The following is a 20,753-nucleotide window of genomic DNA, read 5'->3' as shown; positions in this document are numbered from 1 at the left end:
GAGGAAACTGTTCACATGGCACGGAGCTTCCGCAGGAAGTCCTCTTCGCGGGCCGAGGCCCCTGCACCGTCGGCGTCCGACGGAGCACCCTCCGATGATGGAACACCCCCCGCGGACGGTGCGGAGCCGGCCACCTCCCGGAGGCGGCAAAACGACGGCAAGGACCGCGACCGGGGGTTCGGCGCCTGGCTGAAGGAGATCGGCACGATCGTCGTGATCGCGCTGGTGCTCTCGTTCCTCATCAAGACGTTCCTCTTCCGCGCCTTCTTCATCCCCTCCGGCTCCATGGAGGAGACCCTCGAGATCGACGACCGCATCTTCGTCAACCAGCTGGTGCCGCAGCCCTTCGACCTGCAGCGCGGGGACATCGTGGTCTTCCGTGACACGGAGGGCTGGCTCCCCGAGCGGACCGGCGCGCCGGTCGGCTGGTTCAAGGAAGCGCTCATCTTCGTCGGGCTCGCCCCGGACGAGTCACAGCAGCACCTGGTGAAGCGCGTCATCGGTCTCCCGGGCGACCGCGTCATCTGCTGCGACGCCGAGGGCCGCCTCACCGTCAACGGCGAGCCCCTCGAGGAGCCCTACCTCTTCCCGGGGGCCAACCCCTCCGACCTGCCCTTCGACGTCGTCGTGCCCGAGGGCAAGCTCTGGGTGATGGGGGACCACCGCAACGCCTCCGCCGACTCGCGGGCCAACCAGACCAAGCCAGGCCTCGGCTTCGTGGACATCGACGACGTCGAGGGCAAGGCCGCGGTCATCGCCTGGCCGCTGAACCGCCTCGGCTTCCTCGCAACCCCGACGGACGTGTTCGACGGCGTCCCCGATCCCGAGCCCGGTGCTCAGCCCGCGTCTCCCAGCCCCACCCCCGCCCCGACCGGACCATGACGCCCCTGCGCAGGAAACGCACCGCCGCTCCCAACCTCGCGATCGAGAAATCGTTCGCCTCCGCGGGCCACCGCTACGTGGCCGGATGCGACGAGGTCGGCAGGGGAGCCCTGGCCGGACCGGTGTCGGTGGGCATCGTCGTCGTCGACCTCGATGCACCGTCCCCGCTGCGGGGCGTGCGGGACAGCAAGCTCCTCCCTCCGGCCGAACGCGAGGCGCTGGTGCCCCGCATCCGCCGCTGGTCCGTCGCCTCCGCCGTCGGCCATGCCTCGGCGGAGGAGATCGACGGCCTAGGCCTGATGTCCGCGCTGCGAGCCGCCGGGAGCAGGGCGTGGGCCTCCGTCCTCGACACCGTCACCCCCGACGTCGTGCTCCTCGACGGCAACCACGACTGGCTCTCCGCCCGGTCCCAGGGGACGCTGTTCGGGACGGACGACGGCGGGCCAGTGACCGTCGGGCAGCTCGACACCGTCGGCTGCACGTCCCCCGTGCAGACCCGCATCAAGGCCGACCTGACCTGCCTGAGCGTCGCGGCGGCCAGCGTGCTGGCCAAGGTGGAGCGGGATGCCCTGATGGTGTCCCTCGCCGCCGACCACCCGGACTTCGGGTGGGACGTGAACAAGGGCTACGCGACGGAGAGCCACCGCGCGGCCATCGACGCCGCCGGCCCGAGCCGGTACCACCGGAGAACCTGGCGTCTGGGCAGCCTGGAGCGGCCCGACGTCGCCCGTACGGAAAGTGGAGGATGATGGTCGAATGAGTGCCGAGGATCTTGAGAACTACGAAACCGACATGGAGTTGCAGCTCTACCGCGAGTACCGGGACGTGGTGGGACTGTTCAGCTACGTCGTGGAGACGGAGCGCCGGTTCTACCTGGCGAACCACGTGGACCTCCAGGCGCGCTCGGCCGACGGCGAGGTCTACTTCGACCTCACGCTGCAAGACGCCTGGGTGTGGGACGTCTACCGCTCCGCCCGGTTCGTGAAGAACGTCCGCGTGATCACGTTCAAGGACGTCAACGTCGAGGAGCTCACCAAGTCGGACGACATCGCCCTCCCCAAGGACGGCACCATGGGCAGCTGACGCCCTCCGCGCGGATTTCGCGCGGACTCCAGCCCCGCGTGCTCCGCGCCGCCTGCGGGTTCCCCGGGGTGGTGACGGTGTCTTTCTTCTTCAAGGGGCTGCTGCGAAATCATTCCGGGTTGTCGTCGATCCCGTCGTCCGGCGCGAAGACGTCCTCCGCCTCGTCCCCGTCGTCCTCCGGGAAGGCGTCCTCGGCGTCGTCCCCGCCTGCATACGGGAAGGCGTCCTCGGCATCGAGCGGGACATCCGCGGCCTGTTCCAGGCGGTCCGCTTCCGACCCTCCCGTCCCCTCGCCGGCAATTCCCACGCCGTTCCAGCGGGCGCCGGCGTCGAGGGGGGTGTCCTGCTCCTGCCGGTCCGCCTCCGAACCGCCCGTCCCGCCGGCAGCCGCGGTCCCGATCCCGGCGTCCTCGGCCAGGGTCTGCTCCTGCCGGTCCGCGTCGGCCGCACCGGGCACGACATCGCTGTGCTCTGACACGGTGTCCTCCATTCGTCGACGGCGCGGCGGCCGGGCGGCCGCCGCTGCACCTCCACGCTAGGCCGACGCCGGCCGGTCCACCAGACCCGCAACCGCCGATGGGGACGGACGGAGCGGTATCGCCGAGGTTGTCCACATAGCCGCCTGCCGCGTCTGCGGGCTGCTCCGCGTCGGTGACGCTGGGTGCGGAGGTGGTAGCCATGTTGGCGAAGGATCAATTGGGGCGTCGCGGGGAGGCGCTGGCCGCCGTGTTCCTGGAGCGGGCCGGGCTGAGGATCGTCGACCGCAACTGGCGGTGCCCGGCGGGGGAGATCGACCTCGTGGCGGTGGACGGGTCCACCCTCGTCATCGTGGAGGTCAAGACGCGCAGTTCGGACGATTTCGGGCAGCCCCTCGAGGCCATCACGGCCGACAAGCTCGAACGGCTCTACGTGCTGGCCTCGCAATGGGCCCGCGCGCACCACCAGCGCTTCAGCGGTTTCCGGATCGACGCCGTCGGGGTACTCGACGACGGCACGGGGGACCCGCGCATTGAACACGTCCGGGCCGTGCTCTGATGGCGCTGGGACGGACGTACGCGGTGTCCCTGGTCGGGATGAACGGGCACGTCGTCGAGGTCGAGGCCGACATCGGGCACCCGTTGTCGAGCAATAGACACACTATGGATTCCAACAGAGCCTCAGCGCTATGCCTGCGCTTCCCGCAGGTCAGCCTTCATAACCTCACTGGGCCAGGGGTCGCGCCCGATGAGGTTCAATAGGTGCGCCCGAATCACAGAGTCTGTGTCGGCAACGAGCGAGGAAACCGTTTGGTAAAAGTCAGAGATCTCGGCTTTGGTCACCTCTCGGCGGGGACTAGCTCCGTGAGCGATCGCGCCGCGTATCTCGACAAAGTGTTTCAGAAGGGCCTGCGGGTCGGAGTCAGGCAAGCTCTCGGGCGGCGTCCAATGAGCCGGGAGATTCTCAATGCCCAGTGAGCGCTTGAAGAGGTCGGCAACATTTGTGGGCTTCGGGGTATTGAATACAGTTGTGCGAGCTAGCGTCGCGATCCGGCTCAGCGCATAGGATTTCCATCCCTCTCCCGCGATTTCCCAAATGCTCAGTTCGTGCTTTGCCTCGCGGAGTTCCGAGGCGATTGAGCGCCGCATGTGAACGGGAAGCTGCTCTGCTTCTTGCGTATGTGTCACTAGCAAGGCTGCTGCTTCGACGGCTACGGCTTCGCAGTACGCCTCCCATAGAGCGGATATCAGTACGAAGGTGCCGCGTCCTACGTTGGTCAGGTGCGGCGCGGCCCCTTTACGGTCTTTGAGCATTTGGCGGAGCGTGAAGTAACTCCGAATGTCGTCGCTCGCCTCGTGGAAGTCAATGCGCGCAAGACTGGCTTGCCCCACGAACTTCTTGCCCCTTGGGATGCTCAAAAGTCCCTCGTTGGGGCGAGGACAAGTCGATAATTTCTGCGGGCCATAGCTGGAGGCTATCGCGTTCGTCACGTGAACAGGTGAGGCGGAGCCGTCGGCGTGCGCAAGATCCCCCTAGGCTCTCCTCTGTTGCCGGAGGCGGGAGGCCCCTTAGGTCGACGCGAGCTGGACGTAACGAGATGCGGCTGTCTCGACAAGCTGCACCGCTTCCCCTAACAGTGCCGCAAGCATGACGTAGCGGATTCGGACCTTGTAGCTCGCGCCTGTTGCGGTTCGAGTCCCGGTGATTTCCGTCATCTCGTGCGACACGAGCTGTGCCCAGAGCTTCCCGTGCGCATGCCCGCTCGCGAGCTGCCATGCAGGCAGCCAGGGGAGGGTGACGTCGTCGTGTAGGCGTTCAAGCTGCTTCAAGATTTTGGTCATAGACGGCATCTCCGCCTTCAGAGGGTTCCAACCCACGAGACCTGCCTGCTTCGATACTTCGGAGAGCCTTGCTCGGCGCTTCTTCGAATTGTCGCCCCAGCTCCGGCCACGAGCCTGATGGAAGGAGTACTCGTGTCGCACCTCGTCCACGCCGAGGAGGATACGCCTCTTGATGCGGAGGGTGCCGTTCTCGGGCTCCAACAGCCATAGGGCAGTCGCTGCGGCGTCCATGGCGTTGCGTACCAGGGCGTAGGCACCGAAGGGGCCAGCGACCAGGGACACGCTGTCGGCGTCCTCGCGAACGATCATGGCCGAAAGAGACTCTAGGCAGCCGAGCGCAACAGTCACTTGGGAATGGGCGTATTGGGGGACGGAGTGATGTGGCGAGCGCGCGTCGTCCGCCGCCAGGGCGGAGCCGGGAGCTACGTTGGCGTACTTGCTGAACTTCTCGCTGATAGCAGCGACGAGGGCTAACAGGCGGTGAATCTCTCTGCTGGCCTCGATCTCACGGGCGTCTGGCTCTATCTCAGGCTCGATTGGCACGAGGGAGAGCTTAGAGCACCGAGAGCGGCGCGCGCTCCGGGCGCGGGCGGCCCTCTAAGCTGGCTGCATGAATACTGAAGAGCAGAGCCTCAAGTTCGCTGCACCCGACAACAGCACTTCGACGATGTCGCCGAAGGAGTTGCACGCGGAGCTGGAACCCTATGATCCCTACGACCACGAGGCGCTCGCCAACGAGCCGAACGACTAGCGGTGGAAGCGAAGATGCCTCGACAGATCAGTGTCGGTGAGAGCTTCCCTCTCGACTATCGCAACGTCGGGGACTGCGAAGCAGTTACATCCAACTTGGGCTTTGAAGCATCCTGCGTCTTGGACACGGGGCACGGAGGGCAGCACGTCGCGTCTGACGGGCAGCACGTAGTCGCCGCATGGGACTGACGCCGACGCCCCCGAATCGGGCTGAACGAAGGGGGATTTGATGACAGAGGAAACGCTCGCCCTTTGGGTTCAGGTCGCGGCGGTTCTCGTCGCTCTAGGGGCGTCGATGGTGGCGCTCCTGATCTCGGCGCAGGACAGGCGCGCAGCGCGAAAGATCGCAGAGGAGGACCGGCGCGCAGCGCTACTCCATGGCAAGCTCCTGTTTGAGATGGAGGCGTTGCTTCGCCTGACTCAGAACTTGCGCCGAGGTGGGTCTTCGGACAGCCAGACGAGCAAGGACATGGGCGCTGAGGCGGGAGCGCTGATCGGCGCGCTTGGACCGGACTTGCTGCCGCAGAGCTGGGACCTACGCATCGGTCAGACCGAGGAGGAGCTCCTGCGGTTCGTCGCCGACGAGGAGCAGCCTGGCTACCTTCGGCGTTCCGCCGAGGCTCAGATCGCTCTCGGGCGTGTAGCGGAGGAGATTCGGCGGAAATCAGCGCCCGTAGGGAGCCAGGGCACCAGTTAGGCATCCGTCAGGCGGCCCGCTCGGGCGTGGAGAAGCCCCAGACGACCGAAAGTCGTCCGGGGCTTTCCTTGTTCACCCCAGGAGATCAGGGCGGAGTAGCTCTTGCTTCGGGAAAAACGTAGCTACTCACGCGCCGGTGCCGAGTGGCGGCGTGCCGTAGTGGTCGGACCATGGTCGCCTCCCGCGCAGGCCGGTGCAGCGCCGACAGCGTGAGGCGAGGCGACCGCCGGAGCGGACGCGGAAGGCGGAGCCGGGACGCGGTCCGCAGTCGGTGCAGTTCTTACGGGCAGGCTTCGGCTCGCCAGGGGCGAGGGTCACGCGGTCGGGTGTGTGCATGTTCGTCCTCTCAGAACGGGGGTAGGTCGTCGGGGGTCGGCGAGGTCTCCGGCGTGGTCCGAAAGGGAGCGCGCGTGAACCTCGGCGGAGCGTCGGGCAAGGCTCGCGGCGGCGGTGGCCTGTCGCTCGGTCGCGGCGCGCCGCTCGCGCGAGCCGGTGGGGCGAGCGTCAGCCCGGGCGCGGACGGCGAGGAGGTGCTCGGCGGGGGCGGGAGCTTGCGGACCGCCATGTCAGCGACCTCAGCGTGCTTGGGCGGCGTTGGAGTGGTGCTGACAAATGCCAGGTGATTTGTTGAGGGTCTAGCGAAGCTCGGACGCCCTCCCGGAGGGGGCGGAGCTCCCAGAGGCTCTCAGGGCCTTAGAAAACCTCTCTGCCCGTACAGACTGCGAGACGCTATGCCCTACCGACCCTTCAACCGTGGGGGTGGGGGGAGGGGTAGGCCAGGGGTCGCGGTCGCTGAGGGGGCGTCGTCTTGGCTGTCGCCGTCGGCGCCGAGACAAGCGTGCGGGTGCGGCGTGCCACACGACTCGCGTAAGGCGCTTTACGCTACTCGGAGACTGTTGTCAACTCCACGTCGGAATGTCTGTTAATCTCGGTGCTTCCACCAACGAAAGCAGGTCTCACTGTGAATACTTCAGCCAACTCCTCTAAGTCCGCCGTCGTCGAGGACACCGCGAGCTACGCCGTGATCGAAGGGCGCAACAGGAAGCTTTACTCCCTGTTCAGCGACGGCAGCCACGCCGAGTGGGTCCCGGCGACGGCGGCCTAGGCGTCTACGCTAAGCGCCCGTGCGTAGACCCGGCGCTACCCGCCCGGGGCCTGCCGGGGCTAGCGGAAGGACCCCCCTCCTGAGTGGAGGGGGGTCCTTCCGCTATAGGGGGGTGGGCGCACCGGGGGCGGTAGGTGCCGGTGCGCCCGGCAAGGTAGGACGTGGCTCGGAGGGCAGAGCGCTACCGGGTATGGCGTGTAAACAAGCGCCGGAGTGATCGGCTCGGCGCAGGACGCGCCTCGGGCTGAGGCGAGGGTGCGGGCTCGGCCGGGTAGTCGTCGAGGTTCGGCGCGAGCATCGGGAAAAGGTAGACATAGCCGAGCGCCAGGAGGTCGGCGAGGTCGTCGGCGTCGTGTCCCTGCGCGCGGGCGAGACCGACGCGGACGCGGGCGCCGTTTGCGGGGCTAATGCTCTCCTGAGCGGCCAGGAGGTAGGCCAGGGCGAGGGCTTCGTCCTCGCGGAGGGACAGCGTGGGTACGTGGGCGCGGACGGCGTCGAGGAAGTCTTGCACGTTGGCGCGCCGGGTCACGTCGCCGAGGGGAATCGCGGTTGCGGGGTCAGTGCTGGCAGGGGTGAGCATGGGGGTGTCCTATTCCGGTTGGGGAGAGTTGCATAGCGGTTGTGCCCGGGGCGGTTGGGGGCTCTTCGCCTTCGTAGTGGGCGAGCTCGCGGTCGAGCTCGTGCCGGATCTGCCGGAGCCGAGCGCGGGTGGCGCTGAGGACGGCGCGAGCCTCGTCGGCGCGAGCGCGGAGAGCAAGGCGGCGCTCGTCGGTCGCGGTCATGCCGGTAGGGTCGGCGTGCTCGCTGAGGGCTCGGGTGACCTGATCGCGGCGCGGCCGCAGGACGGGAGCCGCGACCCATTCGACGGCTTCGGCGTCGGCGATCGAACGGGCGAGGAGGAGGAAGTCCTCGGCGACGTCGCGGACGATACCGGCGGCAAGCGTGGTCATGGGTGCTCCTGAGGGTCGAGGTAGCGCCGACGCTGTCGGCAGGCGGAGGGGTCAGAACGCAAGAAAAGCCCCGCCGGATGAGGGCGGGGCAGTTCTCGCGGTGGTGCTTAGACGGTTGCGGTGTCCGTCAGGACGCGCACGGCTCCGGCGTGAGGGCGGAGCTCGACGGTGCCGTCTTCGAGGTCGACGGCCAGGGGCATGCCCTGAGCGCCGACGAAGGCCGACACGAGGGAGCGGTCGACGGCGACGTTCCCGTCGAAGCTGGCGACGTGGAGGAGCGCGAAGCCACCGGCCTTGACGGACGCGGCGTAGGAGGCGCCCTGCGGGGCCTCGGGGGCGCGGACGGCCAGGACGAAGGCGTCCCGTACGAACGCGATAATCTCCGAGTCCTGGAGCCGGGTCGACTCGGTGACTGCGAAGCCGCGCACGCGGCCGTTCTCGTCGACCGCGTTGGAGTCGAGGAGGTCGGCGTAGACGCCGGAGCCGACGACGGCGAGGAGGGGGACGTCGCTCGATACGCCGTTGTTGCGGAGCCTGCGGCGCATCTGAGAGAAGGTGGCCGCCGGGTTCGCAGGATCATAGGCGATCGTCGCGTCCTCGGGGGTCGCCTGCATGGCGGCGGCGAGGGCGCGCTCGCTGAACTTCACGATTGCGTCGGCCTGAGGGACGAGGACCTGAGCGGCGAAGTCTTCGAGGTCGAGAGAGAGCGATCCGAGGCTGAGTGGAATCGAGGAGTAGGCATGCGTGGATAGCGTGACAGGGATCGTCTGTTCGACGAGCTCGTCGTGATCCAGCGGCGTCCGTGTGTCGTAAAGGGCGCGTTCCTTCGCGGCGACGGCGCCGGGGACGCGGACGTAGACAGTGTCGCCTGAGCCTCGGCCCCAATCGTTATTGAGATCGCGGCGGACGAGCTCGGCGAGGACGAGGTCCTTACCAACGAGGGTCGCGGCGGTGGCGGCGAGCTTGTCGCCATGAAGAGCAAAAATATTGGCCATGAGTGGCTATCTCCTTCGTGTGGAGCGGGAATGTGGACAGACCACCGGGAGGACCTGCCTGACGGTGGGAGGGGGCGACGCCGAGAGGGGCGTCCGCGAGATGCCTCCTCGTGGCCTGCACGAAGGAGAGCGCCGGGCCGGAGCCGGTGCACGGCGCTCTAGGTCCTGCCTAGCGACGCTGCACGAGCGCAGCGGCTCGGAAAAGTGGGGGCGCGAGATGGGCCGACGAGGACGGCGGGGGCGGGGGAGGCGGCCCCGGACGGAGTGTGCGAAAGCGAAAAGGCCGAACGCTTCGGCACCCGGGGCCGCGTCACGAGCCGGGCCGGTCACCCCTGTCCGGCACGGTCCCTGGTAGCCACGGCTAGTGGCTGGCGGCGGGTTGCTCTCGCGGAGACAACCCACCGGAGGGCGGAAGTACAGCTTCAAGACTCCCGGCCTCAGTAGTAGAAGGTGTTCCTCTTATTCGGCGGCCTTACGGCGCTCGCGGTGCGCCCGCTGAGTCTCGGCGTCCGCCTCGGCAAGCTGTCGGAAGAGCTCGCGCTCGGCGGCGTGGAGCTCCTCACGGCGGGTCTCATACTCGCGGAACGCCGGAGACGCCAGGGTGCCGGGGCGCCGTCGGAGGAGGGCTCGGTACTCCTCGAAGGGAATGGGTGGGATGAGCGCGACCTTCGCGCGGAGGGCCGGGTCGACACTCGATACATGCTTTCGCAGGCGGGCGAGCTCGGCCTGCCCTTCTTCGTACTCGCGGACAACGGCCATGAGTGCCTTCCCTGGTAGGTACTTCGGATCGGAGGCGCTCATGATCGCTCCGAGGGTCGCGTCGTCGCCGTAGAGGTCGGAGGAGTCGACGTCGGCCTCGCGCATGGCGCCGCGCACGGTATCGGAGCGGTCTATCTCGACCGGTCCGACGGCGGCGAGGAAGCGGTCAATGCGGGCGCGTAGCTGCTGCGCGTTGCGGTGCAGTCGACGGCACTCGCCAAGGTGAGTGGACGGCGGGCGGCCTCGGCCATTAGACGGCGGCAGCGGCTCGGCGCAATGCGCGCACGCGCGGGCGTCGGCGGGCAGGGGTGTAGACAAGATTCGTCCTCGGGGTGAGCGGCAGGGGGTGAGGGCAGGGGTGCCCTATGTAGTAGGTGGCCAGGAAGGGCCTGCGTGCTCATTCGAAGGGGAAGAAGTGTGAGCCCGACGGCGACGCCGAGGAGCGGGCCGGGGGAGGCCCCGTGAGGGCGCCGAGGAGGGGGCCGGGGGCGGCATGGCGGGGCAGACGAGCGGGCAGAGTGGCGAAAGGTGACGAAGGTGGTGGTTTGAGCGTCACTTCCTATTACCCCTCAAGAGAGAGAGTCTCTTGAGGGGTAATAGGAAGTGACGGTTCTTTCACCACCTTCGTCACGTCTCGGCACCGAAGTGGGCGCTTCGGCGTTTACACGCGCCCTCTCGGCGGCTCCTCCGGCGTCCTCAGTCGGCGCGCGCCGCGTCCGCGAGCTCGGCGTCGACGTCGGGCTCGGTCCAAGCCCATGTAGCCGCTACCCGCTCCGGCGTGATCTTCCGGGCGCCGCGCGGAGCGGGGTGGACAAGGATCGGACCGCGCAGGACCGACGACAGGAGATAGCGACGGCCGAGGAGGTCGCGGGTCTCCCACGCCTCGGCGAAGGTCTCGCCCGTCTCGACGGCCTCGACCTGCGGAGTTTCAGGGGCGACCTCTAGGCGCTCGCGGGTAGCGCGTAGCTGAGTGAGCCGCTGCACGAGCTCGTCGAGGTCGGCGGCAGGGTCGGCCATTTCGGAAGTCGTCTCGCGGATCGCGCGCTCGACTTCGGCGAGCTCGTCGTGAGCGGAGGCAGTCTCGCGCATCTCGACGACGGCAAGGCGTCCGGCGACGGCGAGGAATTGCCCGACGACGAAGTCCTCCGCGTAGGTGGCGTGGATGCTCACCTTCGCCGCGCAGGAGCCCGCCGGGGCGCTGCACACGTAGCGAGCTCGGCGCGTGCCGTCCTTCAGCTTGTCCGTGTAGTTCACGCGGAGCGCGGAGCCGCAGGTGCTGCACGCGATCATGCCGGAGAGAAGGCGGGACGCCTTCGGGCGAGGGGCGCCGCTGCGCATGACGTTTCCGACGTGGCTCCGTGCCGAGAGGAGCGTGCGAAGCTGCACCGCCTCGTCCCTCGTGATGATCGGGGGCCAGACCTGCTCCGGGAGTCCGTCGCCGCCGAGGAGCGGGCGGCGCGTCCTGCTGCTGTCGCCGGGCCTCCTATGCGTCATGTAGCCGAGAAGGCTATCGCGCCGCAGGAGGTCGGCGACCGACCCTGAGGCCCACGCCGTCGCCGAGCGGGGCTTGCGCCCCTCCTCGTTGAGGATCCGCGCGACCGCGTAGGCGCTCATCCCGCCGAGGACGAGGTCGCGGGCTCGGCGGACCGTCGCCGCGTCGACCGGATCGAGCTCCAACGCGCGGCCCTGCCCGCTGGGGTGCGGGACCGTGCGGTAGCCGAACGGGACGACGCCGGAGTGCTTGCGCGCTCGCCGCTGGAGAGCGCGGGCTGAGGCAACGCGCGCGGCCGTGTTCTCTCGCTCCAGACGGCCGACCTCGGCGATAAGCGAGACGTGCATGCGCCAAGACGCCTGATCGCTCCGGATGCCGTCCGCCAGGGCGACGAAGAGGGCGGGCTTACGTGCCGCTGCGCGAGCGTCGATTACGTCGACTAGGTCAGCGACAGCGCGGACGCCCTGACGGCTCCAACGGTCGAACTTCCAGACCGCGATTACGTCGATATCGGAGGCGCGGAGCATATCGAGGGCGCGATCGGCTTTCGCTCGGCGTGAGCCGCCGGAGAAGCCGTCGTCGATGAGGACCTCTGAGACCTCCCAGCCTTCACGGTCCGCGAGGTCGCGGAGGTCGCGCTCCTGGCGCTCAATGGAGGTCGACTCGTCTCGCGAGACGGAGAGGCGGAGGTAGAGGGCAGCTTTCAAGGTCATGTGTGTATTGTCCGACATCGAGCAGACCCTGCCCGCGTTCGTGCTGCTCGGACTCCCCGATGCATCACTCAACGAAGCGAAGGACCGCATCCGGGCCGCCGCCCGCAATGCCGGGGTGCCACTGAGCCGGCGGAAGATCACGGTGAACCTCATCCCCGCGTCCCTGCCGAAACGGGGCTCCTCCTTCGACCTCGCGATCGTCATGTCGGCGCTGGCCGCGGCGGGTGACGTCCGCGGTGTGGGCTCCACGGTCTTCATCGCCGAGCTGGGCCTCGACGGGCAGTTGCGACCGGTCCGCGGGGTGCTGCCCGCCGTGATGGCCGCGGTGGAGGCCGGACACCATCGCATCATCGTCGCGGAGGAGAACGCGCAGGAGGCCGGACTCGTCCCGGCCGCCGAGGTCGGTGCCTACCGTACGCTCGCCGAGGTGGCGCTGGCCTTCGGGGCGGACGCCGCGCAGGTCGCCCTGCCCGAGCCGGCCGTCCGGAGTGAGCCGGTCCTGCCTCCCGTCCGGACGAGGCCCACCCAGGATCTCTCCGACATCGCCGGACAGCACGAGGCGCGCTTCGCGCTGGAGATCGCCGCCGCCGGCGCTCATCACCTGCTCATGGTCGGACCGCCGGGCGCCGGGAAGACGATGCTCGCGGAGCGGCTGCCCGGCATCCTTCCGGATCTCGAGGACGACCACGCGATGGAGGTGACGGCGATCCACAGTCTCTCCGGTGAGCGCCTCTGCACCGAGTTGGTGCGGAAGCCGCCCTTCGAGAGCCCGCACCACACGGCGACACCGGCGTCCATCATCGGGGGCGGCAGCGGCATCCCCAGACCTGGGGCCGCGTCCCGGGCGCACCGGGGCATCCTGTTCCTCGACGAGGCACCCGAGTACGAGCGGCGCGTCCTCGAGGCCCTCCGCGAGCCGTTGGAGAGCGGCATGCTGGTCCTGCACCGGGCGTCCGGAACGGCGTCCTATCCGGCCCGGTTCCAGCTCGTCCTGGCCCTGAACCCCTGTCCGTGTGGTCTCGCGAACGGCAAGGGGATCGACTGCATGTGCACCGCGCAGCAGCGCCGGAGGTACTTCGACCGCCTCTCCGGGCCGCTCCTGGACCGCGTCGACCTTCAGCTGGCCGTCCAGCGGCTGAGCCTGGCCGACTACGTCGACGGCCGCTCGGCCGAGACCTCCGCCGCCGTCGCCGGCCGGGTCGCCGAGGCGCGGGCAGCGCAGCGGGAACGCCTCCGCCGCTGGGACTACGCCACCAACGCGGAGGTCCAGGGGCGGATCCTCCGTGGTGAACTGGCGCTCCCACGGGCCGTTACTACTCCGCTCGACCGCGCACTCGACAGGAGCCTCGTCAGTGCGCGCGGCTGGGACAGGGTCCTGCGCGTCGCGTGGACCATCGCGGATCTCGGCGGGCGTACCAGCCCGGACGCGGACGACGTCGCCACCGCCCTCGGCTTCCGTCTGCAGGAGCGTGCCGCATGAGCCGGGAGCAGCAGGAGCTACGCCTCGCCAGGGCCGCACTGTCACGCCTCTTCGAACCCTCCGACGCCGTGGGTCTGGCCCTGGCATCGGTCGTCGGCCCCCGCGATGCGCTGCGCATCGCCCGACGGGAGATCGGTGTGGGCACCGCCGTCCACTGCCGGCTGATCGAGGCTCTCGGTATCCCCGACGGCAGCCGCCGTCCACTGGAGGACGGGTTGGCCCGATGGGCACCGCGCCTCCGCGACCTCGCGCCCGAACGGGACCTGGCGAGTCTGGACCGGTTGGGTGGACGCCTCGTCATCCCGGAGTCGGCCGATTGGCCGGAGGCGCTGGACGATCTGCAGCAGGCGGCGCCCCTGTGCCTGTGGGTGCGGGGCCGGCACGACATCCCGCCGTCCGCGCGTCTCGCGGCGCTGGTCGGGTCGCGGGACAGCACCCCCTACGGCTCCTCCGTCACCGCCGACATGACCGCCGGTCTGACGACCCGCGGCTATACGGTCGTGTCGGGCGGCGCCTACGGCATCGACGCACAGGCGCACCGAGCGGCTCTCGCTACGACCGGGGGCGGGAGCCACGTCTCCACCATCGCCATCCTGGCCTGCGGCATCGACCGGTACTACCCGGCCGGGAACGAGGAGCTGCTGCGGGTGATCGCCGACGACGGGGTGCTCATCTCGGAAGTCCCACCCGGAAGCTCCCCGACGCGTTGGCGGTTCCTGCAGCGCAACCGGTTGATCGCGGCGCTCAGTGCGGTCACCGTCGTGGTCGAGGCGCGCTGGCGTTCCGGGGCACTCAATACCGCCCACCACGCGGCCGGCCTCGGCCGCCCGGTCGGTGCGGTGCCGGGATCCGTCCAGTCGATCAACTCCGCCGGCTGCCACCGGCTCCTGCGGGACGGCACCGCGGTGTGCGTCACGGACGCAGCCGACGTCGTCGAGCTCGCCGGGCCCTTCGGAACCGAACCGCTCGGGGACCGGGCACGGGCCGACGCCGCTCCTGTCCTGGATCATGACGGACTGACCGTCCCGGACCTGCTCCTGCTGGACGGTCTCCCGGTCCGTGCCTCGACCACCGTGGACAAGCTGTCCGTCGTCGCCGGTCTCTCCCCGCGGGAGGTCATCAGTGGCCTGGCCCGCCTCGAACTGGCGGGGCTTGCCATCAGGGCGGGCGGCGGGTGGCGCCGTGAGAGGCGGTGACACGCAGACGCAGACGCAGACCCGACCTGGCGCTGCCCCGACGCGGCGCGCCGGCGTCACCCGACCTCACCCACCACCCGGTCCGGACGCCGCGACTCATCGGACACCACTCGGCACAGGAGGACAGCCATGACCGCACCCCATCCCAGCGACCCGGAGACCGACCGGTGGCATCATGAAATCCAGTCACCGGTCGGAGCCCTGGTGATCGTCGCCGGGCTCCAGCCTGGCCCCGGAATCAGGGCCGCTACCAATACGGACAACGGAACCGGAACCGGAACCGTGGCGATCGTCGGCCTCTACCACGCCGGGCATTCGCCGGCGCCGGCCCCGGCGCACCTCGGCCTCCGGATCCTGACGGACGATGTCCGCGAGTGGGATGCCCCGACGACCACATCGGACAGTGCGGTGGCGCCGCCTGCCCCCGTCGTCGATCTGCTCCTCCGGGCGGACCAGGAGCTTGCGGAGTATTTCGCCGGATCACGGCGCACCTTCGACCTCCCGCTCGCGCTCCACGGCACGGAGTTCCAGCAGCAGGTCTGGGCCGAGGTGGGCGCGATCCCCTACGGGGGCACCCGCAGCTACCGCGACATCGCCGTCCGGCTCGGCAATCCCCGGATGGGCCGGGCCATCGGAGCGGCAGTGCGGAGCAATCCCGTGTCGATCATCGTGCCCGGCCACCGGGTGGTCAGCAGCACCGGTGCCGTGATCGGATACGCGGCGGGCACCGGGGCCAAGACCGCACTCCTCGAGTTGGAAGCAGACCACAGAGACGATCCCGGCCCCGGGGCCCCGGGGTGAACGCGGCGCCCCGCCGGGCCGGTCACCACGCGGAACGGAGTACGCCGTGGATACTGGGGAGCGGAGGATTTCATGGCAGACAGCAGTACGGGACTGGCGCGCGGGCTCCGGGCCGCCCTCGAAGGATTCGGGGACTACCTGACACGGGAGCGCAACCGCTCCGAGCACACGGTGCGCGCGTACCTCAAGGACGTCGAACTCTTCCTGCTGCACGCAGGATCGTCGGGGGTCGTCGCACTCCCGCAACTGGAACTGCGGCACTTCCGCGCCTGGCTCGGAGCGCTCGACGCCGCAGGGCTGTCCCGGGCGACGATCGCCCGTCGGTCGGCGTCCGTCCGCTCTTTCATGGACTGGGCGGTCCGTGAGGAGCTCGTCCCCGCCAACCCGGCGCTCCGCCTCCGTGCCCCCAGACGCACCAGCACCCTGCCCGCCGTCCTCAGCCAGCCGCAGGCCGCCGCGCTGTTCACGAGCGCCGCCGAGCAGACCGGGCAGGGCCACCCGCACGAGTTGCAGCTCCGGGCGATGCTCGAGCTGCTGTACGGCACGGGTGTCCGCGTCGGTGAACTGGTGGGACTCGACATCGACGACCTCGACACCGAGCGCCGCACGCTCGTGGTGCTGGGCAAGGGCGCGAAGGAGCGGACCGTCCCGTACGGCGTCCCCGCCGCGCACGCCGTCGAGGACTGGCTGCGGCGCGGCCGTCCGCAGTGGGCGACGGGGAGGAGCGGGCCCGCCCTCTTCCTCGGACGACGCGGGGGGCGGATCGATCAGCGGGCCGTGCGGGCCCAGGTCAGGACGACCCTCGACGCCCTGGGCGACACTGCTGCGCGGGGGCCGCACGCCCTGCGGCACAGCGCCGCAACCCATCTGCTCGACGGCGGCGCCGACCTCCGCGCGGTGCAGGAGATCCTCGGGCACTCCAGCCTGGCCACCACGCAGCTGTACACGCACGTCTCCGTCGACCGGCTCCGCCGTAGCTACGAGCAGGCACACCCCAGGGCCTAGGGACGGGCCCCTGTCGGGACGCCTGCCGGGGCCCCGTCCAAGGGATGGGCAGTAGGCTGGCGAAGTGGCGGAATTCACGCCTCTCGTGCACAATGAGCAGAAGTCGGGGGACCCCGCGGTATCGCGGGGAGGTCTCGGGAAGTTCCGCCAGGTTCATTGCACTGCCACCATCCGTTGCAGGTCGTTGGGGAAGACGTACCTACAGCTATGGAGGATGGAATGTCTGTTGTGATGGCGCGCGGTGTCTTGTACGTGCACTCAGCCCCTACTGCGTTGTGCCCTCATGTCGAGTGGGCGGTCGGCTCCGTACTGGACAGGCGCATCGACATGGAGTGGACGCCGCAGCCTGCCGCGCCCGGAATGCTGCGGTGCGAACTCTCGTGGGTCGGCTCCCAGGGGTCCGGCGCGCAGCTCGCCTCCGCGCTCCGCGGCTGGGCCCACCTGCGGTACGAGGTCACCGAGGAGCAGAGCGCCGGTGCCGACGGCGGCCGATGGTCGCATACGCCCGAGCTCGGGATCTTCCACGCCACGACGGACGTCCACGGCAACATCATGGTGACCGAGGACCGCATCCGCTACGCCTACGAGGCGGGCGCCGGCGATCCCGCCGCCGTCTACCACGAACTGTCCCTAGCCCTCGGGGAGTCGTGGGACGAGGAACTGGAACCCTTCCGCCACGCCGCCGAGGGCGCCCCCGTGCGCTGGCTGCACCAGGTGGGCTGAGGACCCGGCCACAGGACGAGGAAAGGCGCCACCCGTCCGGGTGGCGCCTTTCCCGTTCGGGGTGTGGCTCAGACGTTCCGGAGCACGATGACGGCGTTGTGGCCGCCGAACCCGAAGGAGTTGCTCAGCGCGACGATGTCGCCCTGCGGCAGGTCCCGCGGGGCGGTGACGACGTCGAGGGGGATCTCGGGGTCCTGGTTGTCCAGGTTGATCGTCACGGGGGCCTTGCGCTCGTGGATGGCGAGGACCGTCATGACCGCTTCCACGGCACCGGAGGCGCCGAGGAGATGACCCGTCTGGGACTTCGTCGCCGAGACTGCCACATCCTGCACGTGGCTGCCCAGCGCCGCCTTCAGCGCGGTGTACTCGGGCTTGTCGCCCACCGGCGTCGAGGTGGCGTGCGCGTTGACATGGACCACGTCCTCCGGCTGCGCGCGGGCGTCGAAGAGGGCCGCCTTGAGCGCGCGGGTCGCCCCCAGCCCCTCGGGGTCGGGGGCCGTGATGTGGTACGCGTCCGCGGTCACGGACGTGCCGGCGAGCTCGGCGTAGATGCGGGCACCGCGGGCCAGGGCGTGCTCCTCGGCCTCGATGACGAGGGCGCCGGCGCCCTCACCCATGACGAAGCCATTACGGCCCGTGTCGTAGGGGCGTGATGCCAGCTCCGGCTCGTCGTTGCGCCGCGACAGGGCCTGCATGGCGGCGAACGCCGCGATGGGCATCGGGTGGATCGCAGCTTCGGCACCGCCGCACATGACGACGTCGGCCTTGCCGGACCGGATCAGTTCGAGGCCCACGTGCAGGGCCTCCGTGCCGGACGCGCAGGCGGACACCGGCGTGTGGGCGCCGGCGCGGGCGCCGAGGTCGAGGCTGACGGCCGCGGCGGGGCCGTTGGGCATCAGCATGGGTACGGTCATCGGCAGGACCCGCCGGGGGCCCTTCTCGCGCAGGGTGTCCCAGGCGTCGAGCAGCGTCCACACGCCGCCGATCCCCGTGGCGAACGCAACGGCCAGGCGATCCTTGTCGACCTCCTCGATGCCCGAGTCACGCCACGCCTCACGGGAGGCGATGACGGCGAACTGCGTGGACGGGTCCATCCGCTTGGCCTCGACCCGGGAGAGGACCTCCGAGGCGGGCGTCGTGATCTGGGCGGCGAAGGTCACCGGCAGTTCGAACTCCTGCACCCAGTCGGCCTCGATGGTCCGTGCGCCGGAGACTCCCTTGAGGGAGTTGGCCCACATGCTCGGGACGTCCCCGCCGATGGGGGTGGTGGCACCGAGTCCGGTGATGACGACTTTGCGTGGCATGGTCACTCTTTCGAAGCTGGGAGGTGCGCCGGCACGACCGGGGCGGGGGAGTACGAATGCGGCCGCTCACGGCGGGGACGCCGGGAGCGGCCGCAGCGCTCGGAACCGCAGGAACTAGGCCTGGGCGCCCGAGATGAACGTGACGGCGTCGCCGACGGTCTTCAGGTTCTTGACTTCCTCGTCCGGGATGCGCACACCGAACTTCTCCTCGGCGTTGACGACGATGGTCATCATCGAGATCGAGTCGATGTCGAGGTCATCGGTGAAGGACTTGTCCATCTCGACGGACTCGGGGGCGAGGCCCGTCTCTTCGTTGACGATCTCGGCCAGGCCGGTCAGGATCTCTTCGTTGCTAGCCATGATGGCTCCTTTTCTGTTTCTGCCGGTGCACCGGCGGGGATGGTCAAACCGCACTATCGCGGTCTGGGCTTGAAATCTAGGGAAGAACCACGACCTGCGCGCCGAACACGAGGCCCGCTCCGAAACCGATCTGCAGAGCGAGCTTCCCGCTCAGCGACGGCTGTTCCTTCAGCGTGCGGTGCATGGCGAGGGGGATCGAGGCCGCGGAGGTGTTGCCGGCATCCACGATGTCCCGCGCCACGTAGACGTGGTCGGGGAGCTTCAGCTGCTTCACCATCTCATCGATGATACGGATGTTGGCCTGATGGGGGAGGAACGCCGCGAGGTCGTCCGCGGTGATGCCGGCCGCGTCCAGGGCGCTCTGGGCGACCTTCGCCATCTCCCAGACGGCCCAGCGGAACACGGTGGGCCCGTCCTGGACCATGGTCGGCCACAGGCTCTGGCGGCTGATGTCGGCTTCGTCCTCCGTGTCGGTGGTGACAACGCCGAGGGCGTAGTCGCGCACGTCGATGAGGGACCGGTTCATGCGGATGGCTGCGTGCTTGCTGCCGTCGGATCCCCACACGGAGGGGCCGATGCCCGCAGAATCGCCCGGGCCGATCACGACGGCGCCGGCGCCGTCACCGAGCAGGAACGAGATGGTGCGCTCACCGTTGTCGATGAAGTCCGAGAGCTTCTCGACGCCCACCACGAGGACGTACTCGGCGGTGCCGGCGTGGACCAGGGCGTCACCCTGCGCGATGCCGTAGCAGTAGCCGGCGCAGGCCGCGGAGATGTCGTAGGCCGGTGCCGGGGTGGCACCCAGGCGGTCGGTCAGCTGCGCGGCGGCCGACGGCGTGGCGTACGGGTGGGTCACGGTGGAGACGAGGACGGCGCCGAGCTGGGAGGCCTCGATCCCTGCGGCGTCCAACGCTTCCCGGGAGGCGGCCTCCGCCATGTCGATGACGCTGACGTCGCGGGGCGCGCGGTGCCGGGTGACGATGCCGGTCCGCTGCCGGATCCACTCGTCGGAGGAGTCGATCCACTGGCACACGTCATCGTTGGTGACGATGACCTCGGGCCGGTAGGCGCCGACGCCGAGGATGCGGGTGTGTTCGCGGAGGGGGGCTTGCTTGAGGGCGGTGATGCTCACTGAGGTCCTTCGGAGGTAAGGGAGGGATCGAGATCCGAGGTCCGCGAGTGCTCCTCGAGGAAGCTGCGGGCGGCGTCGAGGTCCTCGGGCGACTTTAGTGCGAGTGCCGCTGTGCCGCGCATTCCGCGCTTGGCCAGACCGGTCAGCGTGCCTGCGGGGGAGAGTTCGACCATCCCGGTGACGCCCATCGCCTGCATCGATTCCATGCAGAGGTCCCAGCGCACCGGGCGTGAGACCTGCGCGATCAGGCTGTCCAGGTTGGCCTCGCCGGTGGCGACCGGCCGGCCGTCATAGTTGGACACGAGGGTGGCGAGCGGATCCGTGGGTGTCAGGTTGGGACGCAGCGCCTCGAGGGCCGTCACGGCCGGGGCCATGTGCGCCGTGTGGAAGGCTCCGGCGACTTTCAGGGCGATGACCCGGGCCTTCGCCGGAGGGGTCTCGGCGAGGGCTGCCAGCTGCTCGAGGGTTCCGGCGGCGACGATCTGCCCGCCTCCGTTGGCGTTGGCGGCGGTGAGCCCCAGCTCCGCCAGGAGGGCGGCGACCTCGTCGGGGTCACCACCCAGGACGGCGCTCATGCCCGTCGGCAGGGCGGCGGCGGCCTCGGCCATGGCATTGGCCCTGACGCGGACGAAGGCGACGGCGTCGTCCTCGCTGAGTGCCCCCGCGACGGCGGACGCGGTCAGTTCACCGACGGAGTGCCCCGCGATGACGGTCGCGGCGGTGAGGAGGTGATCCTGGAGGATCAGGCGCGCGGTCACGAGGCCGGCCGCGACGATCAGCGGCTGGGCGACGGCGGTGTCCTTGATGGTCTCCTCGTCGGAGACGGTACCGTGCCGCACGAGGTCGGTGCCCGCGCGGTCGCTGAGTTGCTCCAGGTGGTCCCGCACTCCCGGGAGTTCGAGCCAGGGGCTCAGGAAGCCGGGTGTCTGTGAGCCCTGTCCGGGGCAGGCGATTGCGAGCACTGTTCCAGCTTTCCAAATCGGTGGGGCAATATCGGGTGTTCGGCTG

At 69.4% G+C, this 20,753-nt stretch carries 24 protein-coding genes; 12 read left to right on the top strand and 12 right to left on the bottom strand.

From position 1 onward, the window contains the following. Positions 1-15 precede the first annotated feature (15 nt). From lepB to C4K88_RS01105, 3 genes are read left to right on the top strand one after another with little or no spacing between them, the layout of a single operon-like run. Positions 16-882 carry a signal peptidase I gene (gene lepB / locus C4K88_RS01115; protein ID WP_104119801.1) on the top strand — a complete coding sequence of 289 codons (867 nt, stop codon included), beginning with the start codon at positions 16-18 and terminating at the stop codon, positions 880-882. Beyond that, positions 879-1,631, top strand: a complete 753-nt coding sequence (gene rnhB, locus C4K88_RS01110) for a ribonuclease HII (RefSeq protein ID WP_104119800.1) — start codon at positions 879-881, stop codon at positions 1,629-1,631. The genes lepB and rnhB overlap by 4 nt, the downstream gene beginning before the upstream one ends. 7 nt (positions 1,632-1,638) lie before the next feature. Then, positions 1,639-1,965, top strand: a complete 327-nt coding sequence (locus C4K88_RS01105) for a DUF2469 domain-containing protein (RefSeq protein ID WP_104119799.1) — start codon at positions 1,639-1,641, stop codon at positions 1,963-1,965. Between the two features lie 109 nt (positions 1,966-2,074). On the opposite strand, the gene C4K88_RS01100 is transcribed toward C4K88_RS01105, so the two are convergent. After that, a complete protein-coding gene (locus tag C4K88_RS01100; protein WP_146065574.1) occupies positions 2,075-2,443 on the bottom strand; it encodes a hypothetical protein in 369 nt (122 codons plus the stop codon). Between the two features lie 191 nt (positions 2,444-2,634). Here C4K88_RS01100 and C4K88_RS01095 point away from each other — a divergent pair, with 191 nt between their 5' ends. Further along, positions 2,635-3,000 (top strand): YraN family protein, encoded by a 366-nt coding sequence (locus tag C4K88_RS01095; protein ID WP_174705194.1) that lies wholly within the window; start codon positions 2,635-2,637, stop codon positions 2,998-3,000. A 128-nt stretch (positions 3,001-3,128) separates the two neighbouring features. On the opposite strand, the gene C4K88_RS17280 is transcribed toward C4K88_RS01095, so the two are convergent. Further along, positions 3,129-3,932, bottom strand: a complete 804-nt coding sequence (locus tag C4K88_RS17280; protein ID WP_167398941.1) for a HEPN domain-containing protein — start codon at positions 3,930-3,932, stop codon at positions 3,129-3,131. A gap of 78 nt (positions 3,933-4,010) precedes the next feature. Beyond that, a complete protein-coding gene (locus C4K88_RS01085; protein WP_104119795.1) occupies positions 4,011-4,826 on the bottom strand; it encodes a hypothetical protein in 816 nt (271 codons plus the stop codon). A gap of 67 nt (positions 4,827-4,893) precedes the next feature. Here C4K88_RS01085 and C4K88_RS17275 point away from each other — a divergent pair, with 67 nt between their 5' ends. From C4K88_RS17275 to C4K88_RS17270, 3 genes are all read left to right on the top strand, one after another. Then, complete coding sequence (locus tag C4K88_RS17275) at positions 4,894-5,034, top strand: hypothetical protein (RefSeq protein ID WP_167398940.1); 141 nt, start codon at positions 4,894-4,896, stop codon at positions 5,032-5,034. A 228-nt stretch (positions 5,035-5,262) separates the two neighbouring features. Beyond that, a complete protein-coding gene (locus tag C4K88_RS01080; protein ID WP_104119794.1) occupies positions 5,263-5,730 on the top strand; it encodes a hypothetical protein in 468 nt (155 codons plus the stop codon). 961 nt (positions 5,731-6,691) lie between these two features. Then, positions 6,692-6,835 (top strand): hypothetical protein, encoded by a 144-nt coding sequence (locus C4K88_RS17270; protein ID WP_167398939.1) that lies wholly within the window; start codon positions 6,692-6,694, stop codon positions 6,833-6,835. A gap of 181 nt (positions 6,836-7,016) precedes the next feature. Here C4K88_RS17270 and C4K88_RS17035 read toward each other — a convergent pair whose 3' ends face one another. The 5 genes from C4K88_RS17035 to C4K88_RS17030 all read right to left on the bottom strand — a co-directional run bounded on the left by C4K88_RS17035 (position 7,017) and on the right by C4K88_RS17030 (position 11,744). Further along, complete coding sequence (locus C4K88_RS17035) at positions 7,017-7,415, bottom strand: hypothetical protein (RefSeq protein WP_146065573.1); 399 nt, start codon at positions 7,413-7,415, stop codon at positions 7,017-7,019. Next, complete coding sequence (locus C4K88_RS01070; protein WP_104119792.1) at positions 7,393-7,785, bottom strand: DUF7169 domain-containing protein; 393 nt, start codon at positions 7,783-7,785, stop codon at positions 7,393-7,395. Before C4K88_RS01070 ends, C4K88_RS17035 begins: the two co-directional genes overlap by 23 nt. Positions 7,786-7,892: 107 nt before the next feature. Then, positions 7,893-8,780 carry a P22 phage major capsid protein family protein gene (locus C4K88_RS01065; protein ID WP_104119791.1) on the bottom strand — a complete coding sequence of 296 codons (888 nt, stop codon included), beginning with the start codon at positions 8,778-8,780 and terminating at the stop codon, positions 7,893-7,895. Between the two features lie 459 nt (positions 8,781-9,239). Next, complete coding sequence (locus tag C4K88_RS01060) at positions 9,240-9,857, bottom strand: hypothetical protein (RefSeq protein WP_146065572.1); 618 nt, start codon at positions 9,855-9,857, stop codon at positions 9,240-9,242. A gap of 378 nt (positions 9,858-10,235) precedes the next feature. Continuing rightward, entirely contained in the window at positions 10,236-11,744 is a 1,509-nt protein-coding gene (locus C4K88_RS17030) for a recombinase family protein (protein WP_167398938.1), read from the bottom strand. Here C4K88_RS17030 and C4K88_RS01040 point away from each other — a divergent pair. The 5 genes from C4K88_RS01040 to C4K88_RS01020 all read left to right on the top strand — a co-directional run bounded on the left by C4K88_RS01040 (position 11,743) and on the right by C4K88_RS01020 (position 16,949). Next, entirely contained in the window at positions 11,743-13,224 is a 1,482-nt protein-coding gene (locus tag C4K88_RS01040) for a YifB family Mg chelatase-like AAA ATPase (protein ID WP_104119788.1), read from the top strand. The two genes, C4K88_RS17030 and C4K88_RS01040, sit on opposite strands and share 2 nt — an antisense overlap. Then, the gene (dprA, locus tag C4K88_RS01035; RefSeq protein ID WP_104119787.1) at positions 13,221-14,420 is read left to right on the top strand and encodes a DNA-processing protein DprA; all 1,200 of its coding nucleotides are present in this window, start codon (positions 13,221-13,223) and stop codon (positions 14,418-14,420) included. The genes C4K88_RS01040 and dprA overlap by 4 nt, the downstream gene beginning before the upstream one ends. Positions 14,421-14,549: 129 nt before the next feature. Continuing rightward, positions 14,550-15,221: a methylated-DNA--[protein]-cysteine S-methyltransferase gene (locus C4K88_RS01030; RefSeq protein ID WP_104119786.1), complete on the top strand. Its 672-nt coding sequence runs from the start codon at positions 14,550-14,552 to the stop codon at positions 15,219-15,221. A gap of 72 nt (positions 15,222-15,293) precedes the next feature. Continuing rightward, positions 15,294-16,226 carry a tyrosine recombinase XerC gene (locus C4K88_RS01025; protein ID WP_104119785.1) on the top strand — a complete coding sequence of 311 codons (933 nt, stop codon included), beginning with the start codon at positions 15,294-15,296 and terminating at the stop codon, positions 16,224-16,226. 219 nt (positions 16,227-16,445) lie between these two features. Then, entirely contained in the window at positions 16,446-16,949 is a 504-nt protein-coding gene (locus tag C4K88_RS01020) for a DUF3145 domain-containing protein (RefSeq protein WP_104119784.1), read from the top strand. Positions 16,950-17,017: 68 nt separating this feature from the next. Here C4K88_RS01020 and fabF read toward each other — a convergent pair whose 3' ends face one another. The 4 genes from fabF to C4K88_RS01000 all read right to left on the bottom strand — a co-directional run bounded on the left by fabF (position 17,018) and on the right by C4K88_RS01000 (position 20,707). After that, positions 17,018-18,253 (bottom strand): beta-ketoacyl-ACP synthase II, encoded by a 1,236-nt coding sequence (gene fabF / locus C4K88_RS01015; RefSeq protein WP_104119783.1) that lies wholly within the window; start codon positions 18,251-18,253, stop codon positions 17,018-17,020. A 114-nt stretch (positions 18,254-18,367) separates the two neighbouring features. After that, positions 18,368-18,613: an acyl carrier protein gene (locus C4K88_RS01010; RefSeq protein ID WP_087075967.1), complete on the bottom strand. Its 246-nt coding sequence runs from the start codon at positions 18,611-18,613 to the stop codon at positions 18,368-18,370. 76 nt (positions 18,614-18,689) lie between these two features. Beyond that, positions 18,690-19,745 (bottom strand): beta-ketoacyl-ACP synthase III, encoded by a 1,056-nt coding sequence (locus C4K88_RS01005; protein WP_104119782.1) that lies wholly within the window; start codon positions 19,743-19,745, stop codon positions 18,690-18,692. After that, the gene (locus tag C4K88_RS01000) at positions 19,742-20,707 is read right to left on the bottom strand and encodes an ACP S-malonyltransferase (RefSeq protein WP_104119781.1); all 966 of its coding nucleotides are present in this window, start codon (positions 20,705-20,707) and stop codon (positions 19,742-19,744) included. Before C4K88_RS01000 ends, C4K88_RS01005 begins: the two co-directional genes overlap by 4 nt. Positions 20,708-20,753: the final 46 nt, after the last annotated feature.

It is taken from the genome of Arthrobacter pityocampae, assembly GCF_002927275.1.
GTDB lineage: Bacteria > Actinomycetota > Actinomycetes > Actinomycetales > Micrococcaceae > Arthrobacter_D > Arthrobacter_D pityocampae.
Note: the sequence above shows the minus strand (reverse complement) of the source record. Positions and strands in the feature narration are given on the sequence as shown.

Bases quoted from the DNA above. Each gene is read 5' to 3' on its own strand.
- lepB (WP_104119801.1), top strand. From the start codon at position 16: ATGGCACGGAGCTTCCGCAGGAAGTCCTCTTCGCGGGCCGAGGCCCCT.
- rnhB (WP_104119800.1), top strand. From the start codon at position 879: ATGACGCCCCTGCGCAGGAAACGCACCGCCGCTCCCAACCTCGCGATC.
- C4K88_RS01105 (WP_104119799.1), top strand. From the start codon at position 1,639: ATGAGTGCCGAGGATCTTGAGAACTACGAAACCGACATGGAGTTGCAG.
- C4K88_RS17275 (WP_167398940.1), top strand. From the start codon at position 4,894: ATGAATACTGAAGAGCAGAGCCTCAAGTTCGCTGCACCCGACAACAGC.
- C4K88_RS01080 (WP_104119794.1), top strand. From the start codon at position 5,263: ATGACAGAGGAAACGCTCGCCCTTTGGGTTCAGGTCGCGGCGGTTCTC.
- C4K88_RS17035 (WP_146065573.1), bottom strand. From the start codon at position 7,415: ATGCTCACCCCTGCCAGCACTGACCCCGCAACCGCGATTCCCCTCGGC.
- C4K88_RS01070 (WP_104119792.1), bottom strand. From the start codon at position 7,785: ATGACCACGCTTGCCGCCGGTATCGTCCGCGACGTCGCCGAGGACTTC.
- C4K88_RS01065 (WP_104119791.1), bottom strand. From the start codon at position 8,780: ATGGCCAATATTTTTGCTCTTCATGGCGACAAGCTCGCCGCCACCGCC.
- C4K88_RS01040 (WP_104119788.1), top strand. From the start codon at position 11,743: ATGTGTGTATTGTCCGACATCGAGCAGACCCTGCCCGCGTTCGTGCTG.
- C4K88_RS17030 (WP_167398938.1), bottom strand. From the start codon at position 11,744: ATGACCTTGAAAGCTGCCCTCTACCTCCGCCTCTCCGTCTCGCGAGAC.
- dprA (WP_104119787.1), top strand. From the start codon at position 13,221: ATGAGCCGGGAGCAGCAGGAGCTACGCCTCGCCAGGGCCGCACTGTCA.
- C4K88_RS01030 (WP_104119786.1), top strand. From the start codon at position 14,550: ATGACCGCACCCCATCCCAGCGACCCGGAGACCGACCGGTGGCATCAT.
- C4K88_RS01025 (WP_104119785.1), top strand. From the start codon at position 15,294: ATGGCAGACAGCAGTACGGGACTGGCGCGCGGGCTCCGGGCCGCCCTC.
- C4K88_RS01020 (WP_104119784.1), top strand. From the start codon at position 16,446: ATGTCTGTTGTGATGGCGCGCGGTGTCTTGTACGTGCACTCAGCCCCT.
- fabF (WP_104119783.1), bottom strand. From the start codon at position 18,253: ATGCCACGCAAAGTCGTCATCACCGGACTCGGTGCCACCACCCCCATC.
- C4K88_RS01010 (WP_087075967.1), bottom strand. From the start codon at position 18,613: ATGGCTAGCAACGAAGAGATCCTGACCGGCCTGGCCGAGATCGTCAAC.